Annotated in this window: 12 protein-coding genes; 4 read left to right on the top strand and 8 right to left on the bottom strand. The window is 34.1% G+C overall.

Features of this window, described 5'->3' with window-relative positions; genetic code table 11:
• The first annotated feature begins 133 nt into the window (after nt 1-133).
• Nucleotides 134-3,292 (top strand): P-loop NTPase fold protein, encoded by a 3,159-nt coding sequence (locus tag NBRC110019_RS00545; RefSeq protein WP_281751238.1) that lies wholly within the window; start codon nt 134-136, stop codon nt 3,290-3,292.
• Here NBRC110019_RS00545 and NBRC110019_RS00550 read toward each other — a convergent pair.
• Together NBRC110019_RS00550 and NBRC110019_RS00555 are read right to left on the bottom strand one after the other, a co-directional pair.
• Nucleotides 3,289-4,359 (bottom strand): L-dopachrome tautomerase-related protein, encoded by a 1,071-nt coding sequence (locus NBRC110019_RS00550; protein ID WP_281751240.1) that lies wholly within the window; start codon nt 4,357-4,359, stop codon nt 3,289-3,291. The two genes, NBRC110019_RS00545 and NBRC110019_RS00550, sit on opposite strands and share 4 nt — an antisense overlap.
• 76 nt (nt 4,360-4,435) lie before the next feature.
• On the bottom strand, nt 4,436-5,059 hold the full coding sequence (locus tag NBRC110019_RS00555; RefSeq protein ID WP_281751242.1) for an NAD(P)H-dependent oxidoreductase: 624 nt from the start codon (nt 5,057-5,059) through the stop codon (nt 4,436-4,438).
• A gap of 99 nt (nt 5,060-5,158) precedes the next feature.
• On the opposite strand from NBRC110019_RS00555, the gene NBRC110019_RS00560 reads away from it, so the two are divergent.
• A complete protein-coding gene (locus NBRC110019_RS00560; RefSeq protein ID WP_281751244.1) occupies nt 5,159-6,070 on the top strand; it encodes a LysR family transcriptional regulator in 912 nt (303 codons plus the stop codon).
• Between the two features lie 207 nt (nt 6,071-6,277).
• Here NBRC110019_RS00560 and NBRC110019_RS00565 read toward each other — a convergent pair whose 3' ends face one another.
• From NBRC110019_RS00565 to NBRC110019_RS00590, 5 genes are all read right to left on the bottom strand, one after another.
• Nucleotides 6,278-6,439: a DUF1328 domain-containing protein gene (locus NBRC110019_RS00565; RefSeq protein WP_281751246.1), complete on the bottom strand. Its 162-nt coding sequence runs from the start codon at nt 6,437-6,439 to the stop codon at nt 6,278-6,280.
• A 443-nt stretch (nt 6,440-6,882) separates the two neighbouring features.
• Nucleotides 6,883-7,773 carry an ACP S-malonyltransferase gene (gene fabD, locus NBRC110019_RS00575; protein ID WP_281751251.1) on the bottom strand — a complete coding sequence of 297 codons (891 nt, stop codon included), beginning with the start codon at nt 7,771-7,773 and terminating at the stop codon, nt 6,883-6,885.
• 67 nt (nt 7,774-7,840) lie between these two features.
• Nucleotides 7,841-8,701 (bottom strand): fructosamine kinase family protein, encoded by an 861-nt coding sequence (locus NBRC110019_RS00580; RefSeq protein WP_309297632.1) that lies wholly within the window; start codon nt 8,699-8,701, stop codon nt 7,841-7,843.
• Nucleotides 8,698-9,183: a dihydrofolate reductase gene (locus tag NBRC110019_RS00585; protein ID WP_281751253.1), complete on the bottom strand. Its 486-nt coding sequence runs from the start codon at nt 9,181-9,183 to the stop codon at nt 8,698-8,700. The genes NBRC110019_RS00580 and NBRC110019_RS00585 overlap by 4 nt, the downstream gene beginning before the upstream one ends.
• A 7-nt stretch (nt 9,184-9,190) precedes the next feature.
• Nucleotides 9,191-9,568, bottom strand: coding sequence for a 2TM domain-containing protein (locus tag NBRC110019_RS00590; protein ID WP_281751256.1), 378 nt, complete (start codon nt 9,566-9,568; stop codon nt 9,191-9,193).
• A 121-nt stretch (nt 9,569-9,689) separates the two neighbouring features.
• Between NBRC110019_RS00590 and NBRC110019_RS00595 the strand changes: the two genes are divergently transcribed.
• A complete protein-coding gene (locus NBRC110019_RS00595; protein ID WP_281751258.1) occupies nt 9,690-10,172 on the top strand; it encodes an SRPBCC family protein in 483 nt (160 codons plus the stop codon).
• 4 nt (nt 10,173-10,176) lie between these two features.
• Nucleotides 10,177-11,268, top strand: a complete 1,092-nt coding sequence (locus NBRC110019_RS00600) for an aminotransferase class V-fold PLP-dependent enzyme (protein ID WP_281751260.1) — start codon at nt 10,177-10,179, stop codon at nt 11,266-11,268.
• Between the two features lie 14 nt (nt 11,269-11,282).
• Here the strand turns inward: NBRC110019_RS00600 and NBRC110019_RS00605 are convergent, their stop codons facing one another.
• On the bottom strand, nt 11,283-12,071 hold the full coding sequence (locus tag NBRC110019_RS00605; RefSeq protein WP_281751262.1) for a hypothetical protein: 789 nt from the start codon (nt 12,069-12,071) through the stop codon (nt 11,283-11,285).
• Nucleotides 12,072-12,100 lie beyond the last annotated feature (29 nt).

Consider the following 12,100-nt stretch of genomic DNA (forward strand, 5'->3'; position numbering starts at 1 on the left):
TAAATCTGTAAGGTTACTTTAAATATAATTAGCATCTTTATAACATAAGTAGAAAGAATACTTAGTAGTAAGTATTTTAATCGCATAAAAATTTGGTAAATTTATAGGCTATAACCACTATAATTACTCTACCATGAAATCCTTTAGACCCAATGATTTATTTGAAGTAAAGCTAGGAGAGTCTACAAGGGGGTATGATGTTATTTTTGTACCTATAGACGGAAAAGGATCATTGGGGCAGTTGAATAGATTCGTGTTGAAATCTAAAGGATTGAATGAATCTATAACTGGCCAACTTAATTTATTAAAAGGATTTGATGTTTATTCAGGGAAAGGTTTCTTAATTGTTTTTATTGTAACAATAGATTATTCAAGGAACAACTTACCAATAGAATTATTAAAAATTAATTTACTTAATGCCTTAAAAGAATTAAGCGGTTTTATTATCAAAAAAAATATTTGGATTCCATTAATGGGTACAGGTGTAGCTGGATTATCTTATTCTGAGAGTTATAAAATTCAATATGAGATTATAACGGATTATCAGTTGGATGTGCCTTTTAATGTAGTGTTTTCTATTCCAGATGATAGTGAAGGAGTAAAGCTATTTGAAGAGATGAATATGGCTACTAGTTTGGAATATTTGAAGGAAGATGATTTCATGAAGTTAGAAGCTTATATTTTAAAAAATAGTATTAAGTTCTATATAGTTGGGACTATCTGGGATCGTGGTGAAATGGCTGATGCTTTTTATAAAGAAGGGTATTGGGAAAATGGTTATGGAAGTAGTAATGAAAAGTTTGCTACGATAGTAGACAATGTAAAGCCGGGTGATTTTTTGGTGCATAAGTCGACCTATGCCAAAAAGGGAGATAGTATTTTAAGGATAAAAGGGTTTGGTGTGGTAACCCAAAATCCTAAAAATGGAACTAAATTAGAGGTAGATTGGTTAGTTAAAGACATTCAATTTGATGTATCAGGATTAGGGCATTATCGAGAAACGATTCAGGAAGCTAGTCTAGATCATGTAAACAAAATTATAAGTGGTATTACCGCTACTAGTGTTAGGGAGAATATAATTCATCAGATACAATCGTATCAACTTAAACCTACTACAGAAATTAGTACATGGCAAGAACAATTAGCCAATATTTCTTCAGATTCAGATAGAGGAGCTGATAGTTTAAATATAATGGAGGACGTAAAGGCTTTTGCTAGAGTTATTGCCGCAGATAGTTTTACGCCACCATTAGCAATAGCCCTTTTTGGAGAGTGGGGAAGCGGAAAGAGTTTTTTTATGAAACAATTGAAAGGGACCATTGAAGGGGTTTCTAATAATCCGAAAAAGGTGTACTGCACGGGCATTGCCCATATAGAGTTTAATGCTTGGTCGTATATGGATGCCAATTTATGGGCTAGTTTAACCTCTAAAATATTTCAAGGACTCAATGCGTATATTAAAGATCATAGTGTAGATGATGAAGCAAAGAGGAAGATAGAAAAAAAGCTAACTAAAGATCTGAACATTACCAAGGTAGAGCTATTGCAACTAGAAGAGAAAGAGCAAGTTTTAAAGAGTGAACTAAAGGTATTAGATGATAAAAAAGTAAAGCTTGCCAGTGAATTGAAAGGGAAAATTAAGCAATTAAGAAGGAGTTCTGTGGTAGATGTTCTTGAGGGAGTAAAAAAACAATATAAGTACAAAGAAAAATTAGCGGAGCTTCAAAAACTTTCATCTAAGGATTTTGCGAATTTTGTCCCTGAAGATTATCAGGATGATCCTGAGAAAGTGTATGAACATTTAAACACAATAACAACCTATATGCGAATGCTTTTTTCAATAAAGGATTGGTGGAAACATATTTTACTGATCTTATTTATTGGGGGGGCTATCTATTTAGGACCTATGTTAGGAGAGCAATTGGATAAGATGAAAGTTCATCTATCGGATATCTTCATACAGATAGTGCCTGTTGCATCTATGGTATTAGCAAGATTGTATAAATTAAAAGAAAAATTTGATAGTTATATAGCTCCTTTTTGGAAACTTAAAAAAGAGTATAATGATAAAAAAGAAGCAGCTTTATATAAACTTGAACAATGGGAAAAGGCGCTAAAGTTTGAGATAGAGAAGAAAGAAAAGGAAATTCTATTAGTTGAAGGTAATGTTATTGGGCATAAGAAGATACAATCTGAAATACAGTATAAAATAGAGCATGCATTATCAACTGAGGCGTTAATGAATTTTATAGATAAGCGTGCGGGAGGTTCTGATTATAAACAACATTTAGGTATTATTTCAACGGTACGTCAGGATTTGGAAACGTTAAATACTTTATTGGCAGGACATCGGGAAGAACAATCGGTTGCAGATAAAGAATTTAAAAAACTATTTAAAAATCAAAAAAGTTTACAGCGAATTATATTGTATGTGGATGATTTAGATAGGTGTCCTGAGCAAAAAGTAGTAGAGGTTTTGGAGGCTGTAAATCTTTTAATGGCCTACCCTTTATTTGTAGTAGTGGTTGGTGTAGACCCAAGGTGGGTAAAGAATGCATTGTATAAACAGCATTTTGCTCAGTTTTCTCATGTAGAAGCAGATATAGGAATTATAGAGCCTTTGGAAGTTTCTAATTATTTAGAGAAAATATTTCAGGTACCATATAATCTTAAAAAACCAGAGGAGAAGGATATTAATACAATGATTTCAAATATCGCTAATGTTCAAGCTCTTCCTTTGCGTGAAGAAATAAATAAGGAAGATGGTATGCTAATAGGATATCAAGGGGAAAATGAACCTGAACGAGGTACACCTGAACCAAGTAAACCCGAGATCATTGTAGATACTAAGTCGGAAGAAGATTTAGTGAAAGAACTCATTCTTACAAAGAAAGAAGTAGAGAGTTTGCAATATTTCAGTGTCTTAATAGGAGGTAGTCCTAGGTTAGTAAAGAGGTATTTAAATGTTTATCGTATTTTAAAAACGCATAAAGATTTGATTTATAAGGAAGAGGAGGGTGCTATTGATGACGCTTTATTGGTGTTGATTTTTATGTTGGCACTTTCTATAGGTCCCTATAAAAATAATCTGTCTTTGTTCAAAGAGGCGTTTGATAATGGAGATTTAAAAGATACAACCCTTCAAGAATTTCTTAAGACAGCCGAAGCCGAAGTTCTTCCTAAGGATATTAAAATACTTTTGGAAGGTAATGACCAAATAAAAGTCATTACCTTATCTGGTTTCAGCATAAATTATGAATTATTGAAGCGTTTTACCATAAACGGTTTTTAAATCTTCACCTTATAAATGGTAAATTCCATATCGTTTATAGTGCCTTTTACCTCATTAATTCGGGAGTTGGTGTAATACAAATAGCCGTTAAATATACTAAAGCTATCGGCCCATTTTACCTGTGCTCCGCTTAGTAAGGTTTTTAATTCACCTTTTGGAGTAAGATAATCTATCGCATCTTTTTCTAAATTGGCTAAGTATAAGTTTCCTTGTTGGTCGAAAATCATTCCGTCTGGTGCTCCGGTTGTAGCTACTTTGGTAACACTTTTTTCTATACCTGTTTCCGAACCATTTATCAACGAGTCAACAGGTACCGAGAAAAGACTATACCCTGTAAGGGCGTGATAATAAAGCCTGTCGTTTTTTAAGGCAATACCGTCTGAATGTACTGTGCGTTTTTGTTTCTCTCCGTGGAAGGTAAGAAAATCGACTTCTGATGAGGTGGAAAAATGACCATCTAACACACGTTTACTTTCCTTGGTCTTTAAATTGTAAACCACCAAACCCGGTTGCGCACTATCGGTAAAATAGATCATGTTATTTTTAGTGTCTATTCGCAAATCGTTGATATATGATTTGGGTTTATAGCTACCCTCGGTAAGGATAAGGATATCACGAAGTGAATTGTTATGCAGGTTAAAAACAAAAACTCGCGGGGCGTCTATAACACTTTTAAACAGCGGGTTTCTAGTGTCTAAAACATACAGCATACTGTCTTTAGCCACCACCGATTGAACCGCTACAAAGGTAGAATCTGATACGGGGTTTCCTATTTCCCAAGTATTCCATTCAGCGGATGGGTAGGGCTTTGGGATATCGTTTTCAAATACCTCTATAACTGAATTATTCACTCCTGTACGCCACCTTGGGAAGTTTGCGAAAATTCTACCGGCATCGGTAACCGTTACTCCGGTTACTTGTTGTCCTTTAAAATGCGCTATTTCAATGGCTGTAGTTACTGAATCAGCTATAGGTTTACTAGTGGCTTTTTTCTCAGGTTTATCGCCACATGAGATAAGGCTAAAAATTCCTACAATAGCAAGAGTTATAAATTTTAGTTGGTACATAGTGCTTTTTAATTTAAAGTAAAGAAAGTTGGATGATTTATCCAACTTCTTTAACGTTTTTACAGAATAAATGAGTTTAACGTGATTGGGTTTTATGAATGTATGAACAAAAATACGTTTGCAAATGATTTACGTATTCATCTTTTAATTGATTGATACGTTCAGTTCCTCCGTTTTTTTCAATATCATAAAAATGCATACTTGGAATGTTCTGTAAAGAAATAAATTCGTTCATTCTATGAAAACCAAATAAAATACCGTCATCTACACTAGTTTCTTTAAAGAACTCTTCAGGTAAAGTAAAGGCAGTTTCAGGAGCGTTCCAACTGGTAGTAACCATATATTTTCCTATAAGCAAACCTCCTTTACCATAGTTAATGTCGGGGTTTTCCATTTTACGGCCATCACTGTAATACATTCCTTTTCTATGTCCGGCGGTAAACACCAAATCTATATATTCTTTGAGGGCATATGGCATGGCAAACCACCAGATAGGAAAATGGTAGATGATTGCATCTGCCCACAGAAAGTTCGCTACTTCCTCTTCTGGGTTATAGGGTTCGTTAATATCTGTGGTTCGCAGTTCAAAACCGTTTTCAGGGGTAAAATAGTGTTTGTCTAATTCTAGTAAAGTATGGTTAAATTGACCAGGGGAATGGGCAAATTTATATCCGCCGTTAATAGCAAAAACTTTTGTCATATCAATATTCTTTTATAATTACATGACAAACTTAAAGCGGTTTTATTACTAATAAAAATAATGTAAATTTGACCTTTGTATAAGTAAAGTTATAGATGTATGCGGTCAAATTTAGAATGGTTTAGAACTTTTAAGGAGATATATGAAACAGGTACCATGAGTGGAGCAGCAAAGCAATTGTATATTTCACAGCCTGGAGTAGGGTTACATTTAAATGCTTTAGAGTTATATACAGGGTTTCCTTTGTTTGACAGAACTCCTAGAAAAATGATCCCAACCGAGAAAGGACATTTATTATATCAGCAAATTAATGTGTCTTTACAAAATTTAGAAGACATTGAAATGCGTTTTAAAAAGAAGTCGGGTGAAGAGCGTGCAACGGTTAGCGTAGGGATGTGTGTTGAAACATTTCAGCAGGCCTTAGAAAAGTATATTCCTAATCTGGGTTTTAACCTGATTATGCAATTCGATTCTAATGTAAAGCTTACTCAGGCGTTAGAAAACGGAGCAATAGATTTAATTTTAACCTCGGAAGTAAGTACTAATAAGTCATTGGTTTTTACTCCGTATACCAATGAACGTTTAATTTTGATAGCGGGTAGGAAGATGGATTTGTCGGGTTTAAAAACCATAGATAAAGCAGATAAAGAGCAATTTAAAGATTGGTTGCGAAAGCAAATTTGGTACAATACTGCATCTGATATGAAGATGTTGAATACATTTTGGGAAAACAATTTTAACGAGTTACCCGACTTTTTACCAAATTATATTGTACCCAATAAGTATTCTATAATTCGATGTTTATCGGAAGGGGAAGGACTGGCTATTTTACCAGATTTTTTATCTAAAAAAGCGGTTACAGATGGTTGTGTTTATACTATATGGGAAGGGTATACACCGGTGGAAACTACCTTATTTTTCGGGAGAAGAAAACAGTCTTTAGTAATGAATGAAATAGCACAAATAGAACAGATGCTGAGAGAAGAATTCGGTTGTTATTTTATAGCGTAAACTATACATAAATGCTCTCACCTTTTCCCTAATTAAACCTAGAGTTTTTGGGTAAATAAACAGTTTAATTAGGGCCAGCTTACACAATGTTATAAACATTACCATAACGGTAACACATGTTTTTCTTGTGCATTAATTTTTTGGTGGTTAACGTTTTTACTCAATAATTGAGATTAAATGCTCAGAGACTTGCCCCGAAGTAGTTTGCTACTTTTTTGTACCACTCTTTACTAGTGAGATAATAAATAACACTAAGAATACAAAGAATGAAATTTTAGCAATAAATGCAGCAGTACCTGCAATGGCTCCAAAACCTAATACAGCGGCTATTAGAGCGATAACGATAAATGTGATTGACCATCTTAACATAATTTACTTTCTTTTTAATTATTGTACTGTAAATTTAAAGCCGATAGGATGGGGAGATCTAATTTTAAAAGTATTTAACATCTTTCTTAAAATAAATGTTAAACCATTATCAATGTGCTAATTATTTGTTGAAAATTTGGATTTAAGTTTTAAAATGTTATAATAGGTATTGAATTAAAAATTGAAATATACCATGGGACTGATAGGCGTTCAAAGAAGAACGAAACAGGAAAAAAGGTTTTCAGATGAAATGGGTATGTTTAATGCAAAAGTGACCTACATACAAAAAACTTTTGCAAGCATACCATACAAAACTTTACATAAGTATAGAGAAACATACTATGGTAAGGTTAAAGATTGTAGTGATTGCGTTATAAGTCATTAAAATAAAAAATGCCCTTCATTCATAATGAAGGGCATTTTTTATATGATTTAAAAAGTTGTTATTCTGCTGGTATTTCAGCTGAAGCAACTACTGATTGTTTGTTTATTTTCTTCACAAGACCTTGAAGTACTTTTCCTGGTCCTACTTCTGTAAATAAGGTAGCACCATCTGCAATCATTTGCTCAACACTTTGTGTCCATTTTACTGGGGCTGTTAATTGAGCGATTAAGTTTTTCTTAATCTCTGTAGGGTCGGTAACAGCAGTTGTAGTTACATTTTGGTATATTGGGCATGTTGGCGTAACAAATTTAGTAGCCTCAATAGCAGCAGCTAACTCTTCTCGTGCAGGTTCCATTAATGGAGAATGGAAAGCACCACCAACAGGTAGCACTAATGCTCTTCTTGCTCCAGCTTCTTTCATTTTTTCACAAGCAGTGTTAATAGCTTCAACCTCACCAGAGATAACTAATTGTCCTGGGCAGTTATAGTTTGCAGCAACTACAATACCTTCAGTTTCTTCACAAAGTCTTTCTACATCAGCATCGGCTAAGCCCAATACAGCAGCCATGGTGCTTGGTGTAACCTCACATGCTTTTTGCATGGCTAAAGCTCTTTTAGAAACTAGGGTTAAAGCATCTTCAAATGGTAATGCTCCGTTAGCAACTAAAGCAGAAAATTCACCTAAAGAATGACCTGCAACCATATTTGGTTTAAAACTATCCCCTAAAACTTTGCTTAAGATTACGGAATGTAAAAATATAGCCGGTTGGGTAACTTTGGTTTGCTTTAAATCTTCAGGAGTTCCTTCAAACATAATGTCTGTTATATGAAATCCTAAAATGTTGTTCGCTTTTTCAAAAAGTTCTTGCGCTATAGGAGACTTTTCATAAAGGTCTAATCCCATACCTACAAATTGCGCTCCCTGACCGGGAAATACATATGCATTCATAATTTCTTATTTAGTGACGGCAAATTTAACAAATTCTTATTTATTAAGCTTCTAGCCTTTAACATGATTAACTATATTGTCTTATAATAGTAGCAACTGAACCTAAATAACTGCTACCAAAAAGGTTTAGGTGTACCAGTAAATAATACAATTGCCAAAGGCTAAGCCTTTTTTTCCAGTCTTTTTGTAGCGGATAAACAGTATTGTAATATTGAAATAATTCTTCTGAAAAACCACCAAACAAATGCATCATGGCAATATCCATTTCCCTTGGGGCATACGCTACTGCCGGATCTATCACACAAGGATGCCCATCTTCACCAACCAAGAAATTGCCGCTCCACAAATCTCCATGAATAAGGGCTGGTGGTTCATTTGGTATCAGTTCTTTTATATAATTGTAGAATCGCTCTAAACGCTGAAACGTATATCCGTTTTTAGCAGCCATTTGAAACTGAGGCTTCAGTCGATTTTCTATATAAAAGTCGGCCGAATTGTCAATAGTTACTTTGTTATATTGAGGTAGACTGCCTATATAGTTGTCTTTATCTAACCCAAATGTAGCATTACTTTGTTGGTGTAGTTTAGCTAATTGTTCCCCAAAAAGTTGCCAGAAATTAGCCGTTTTTTTTCCTGCACTCACGTACTCCATAATTAAATACGAAGTCTCTTCTATAGCCCCTGTAGCATATATTTGCGGAATTCTTATGGTTTTAGTATTTCGCAACAGTTGTAGCCCATATGCTTCTGCATCAAACATAGTAGGGAACGCATTGGCGCTATTCAGTTTTAGAGCTCTTGTACCTAAATTGGTTTCAAGAAGAAAGGTTTCATTAATATCGCCACCCACTAAAGGTTTGTATGATAGTAACTGAAAACCGTCTTGTTCGGAAATACGATGTAATATATGAGTGCTGATTCCGATTATTTTTTTCTTTTATAGGTTTGGTACGTGAATGAGTATGCGTGTTTTACATCTTTGTCATGAAACACAGAATCTACTATTTTCCAGTTTTTAGATGAAATTTCAGGAAAAAAAGTATCAGCTTCAAATTCGCCATGTACTCTAGTTAGTTCTATACAATCGGCAACCTCAATCGCCATTTTATATATTTCGCCACCACCTATAATGTAAGGTGTATCATCATTAGTAACCGTAGCTATGGCTTCTTCTAGAGAGTGCACTACAATACAACCTTCCGGTTTATAGTCGGTTTTGCGAGTTATTACAATATGTGTTCTGTTAGGTAATGGCTTAGGGAAGCTTTCAAACGTTTTTCTGCCCATAATTATATGATGCCCCGTTGTAAGTTCTTTAAAACGTTTAAAGTCGTCAGGTAAATGCCATACCAAATCATTGTCTTTACCTAAAGCGTTATTTTCTGCCGCAGCGGCAATGATTGTAATCATCTTCTATTTATTGGTTTTTTGAAATTAAAGGGTATTCTTTCTCTACCTCTTGCTGTAGTTTGGCAATTCGTTTCTTTTGTATAGTAACCAGTTTTTCTTTTTGTGCACGTTGCCATTCTTGGCCTAAAAACCGATTGATAATAAATACGTTTATAGTGTGTATACACACTAAAAAAGCCCAAGCCGTCATTACCCAAACCGACCAGTTAGTGTTTGGATAGTAGCCCAGTACTTTATTAAAAATGAGCAAAAATATACTTCCTATTAAAAATAAAATACAATGAATGTATACTATTCTTTTTTGTTTCATTCGTTTTTTGGCAGTCTCTATAAGGTCATGTTGAGAGGCTTCCAAGGTATCTTCAGATTTACTTTTTTGACTCATAACAGTGTTTTTTATAAAGATACAATTTTATTCAGGGTGTTAAATATAGGTTTTAATAAATGTCAGTTAAAATAAAAGCCGAGTTTTTAAAAAATGTTAATCTCTGTAGTACCTTTGTGGTATGCCTAAAATTGTTTTAGAAACAAATATAACCTCAGATATTGTAACTGTTTTTAATTTGAGTAGGAGTGTAGCACTGCATGAGTTGTCTACTTCTAAAACAAATGAAAAGGCAGTTGATGGTGTTACTAACGGACTATTAGGTCTAGGAGATGTGGTAACCTGGCGGGCAAGACATTTAGGGGTGTATCAGTATCTAACTGTAGAAATATCAAAATTTAAAGCGCCTTATTTTTTTGAAGATAGGATGGTGAAAGGTGTTTTTAAATCTATGAATCATCAGCACTATTTTTATATGAAAGAGAACAGGGTGTGTATGAATGATATTTTTGAATACAAAGCACCCTTAGGGATTTTAGGGAAATTGGCGGACGTGTTATTTTTAGAGCGATATATGCACAGATTTTTAGAAAAACGAAATAAGGTAATTAAAGAGATTGCAGAAGACCCTAAAAAGGTGACTCAATTTTTAAAACCAAATTAATGATATGAAACAAGTACAGAAGGATTTTCCTGTAGCACAAAATTATACCTATGTAAATACGGCAGCCAGTGGGTTGCTTTCTGAAGATATGTTAGATTACCGCCAAGAGCAAGATTTGGATTTTCTAATAGGTGGAAGTATATACCGTGAAAAGCAGGTGTCTTTTTTTAATAATGTTAGAAAATCTGTAGCCAACTTTTTTGATGGCAAGGCTACTAATGTTTCGTTAGTGCCTAATTTTAGTTGGGGGATGAATGCTTTAATAGAAGGTTTAAAACCAACTGAGAAAGTATTGTTGTTAGATGTAGATTATCCATCTATTAACTGGTCTGTAGAGAGCAGAGGGCTTAAGGTAGTTACTTTGCCTATTACAGCTAATTTAGAAGAGGTTATTTTAGAAAAAGTAAAAGAAGAAAAACCAACCGTATTTGCGTTTAGTATAGTGCAGTTTATTAACGGGGTTAAGATAGACCTTGCTTTTATAAAGAAATTGAAAGCTGAGTTTCCGGAGTTGTTGTTAATAGCAGATGGTACACAGTACTTTGGAACAGAACCATTTAGTTTTAAAGATTCAGGAATTGATGTAATTGGTGCGAGTGCTTACAAATGGATGTTAGGTGGTTATGGTTGTGGCTTTTTTATGTTTACAGATGCAGTAATGTCTCGTTTTGATGTGAAGACTACCGGAATGGCATCGGCAGATGGTAATATGGAGGCTACTGATATTTCATTAGTTAGGAAATTAGACCCCGGACATTTAGATATGTTCAACTTTGGCAGTATGCAGTTTGGGCTGGAGTATTTAACAGATCTTAATTTAACTGATATTTCAGATTATTTAACGGGGTTATCTGTAAAAGCTTATAAAGGGTTTAAAGAATTAGGGTTGTTAGATGACGCAGTAGAAAATAGACCTAATCAGTTATCTACTATTTTTAGTTTAAAGCTAGAGGAAAAGTACCTTGGGGTTTTAAGAGAACAATCTATTATTGCATCGTACAGAGCAAACCGATTACGCGTGAGTTTTCATATTTACAATACAGAGAAAGATGTAAATAAGTTGTTGTTGGCGCTACGTAAAATTTTAAATAACTAAAATAGTAAACTACTTTACAGTAGTTTACTTAAGGCGTAAATGGCTTCGTTATAAAAGCTGTTTACGCTTTTTATGGTAATGTTATCGGTAAAGTTGGCGGGTAATATAATACCTTTAAAGTCTTCGGTTAACTGCCATGTGCCAACGGTTAGTGTTACTTTAGTAGTGTAATTAACAGTACGTTTGTTATCTACTACATAGCCAAAAAAGTACGGTACTTCACAAATGTCATTAGACGGGCTATAGCCGCAACAAATGTATTTAGAAAAACTGTTGTCTAATGATTTGTCTATGGTTACTTTACTATGTAAGGTTTTTGGGCATACTATAATAGTACTGGCTTTTTGAGAGGTGTTTAGCGCTAATTCTTCCAAACATTTTTGTGCAATATTTCGATGTTCAATGGCGGTGTATATAGCCATTTCTTCCTCGTTATCTACCGATGTAAAACCATCAAATGGGGTTTCTAAGTTGTAAGTAGTAGAAGTATTGTATAGCTCAGGAGAAAGATTAAAATCTTCTAGATTTTCTACAATCCAGTTTTTTATAATAGCTTCATTAACACCAAGTAAGTCTAATTCGTAGATAGTATCATTTTGCACTATTCGTAGCATAATGTCTTTATAGCTCAGTTCTAATTGAGTATTGTTTGTTTTTTGACTTAGTAAGGCACTTTTTGCGATATCCCAATGGAGTACTAGGTGGCTGTTGTTTTCCTCTTTTGGAAGAAAGCTATTTCCAAAAGCACTTAAAAATTGTGCTAAGTGCAAGAATTTGTGCTGAACAGCATTAAGAATAACCATAATTATGAGCTATTTAGAGTTATAGTGTT

The sequence above is a fragment of the Neptunitalea chrysea genome, assembly GCF_027924145.1.
Lineage (GTDB): Bacteria > Bacteroidota > Bacteroidia > Flavobacteriales > Flavobacteriaceae > Neptunitalea > Neptunitalea chrysea.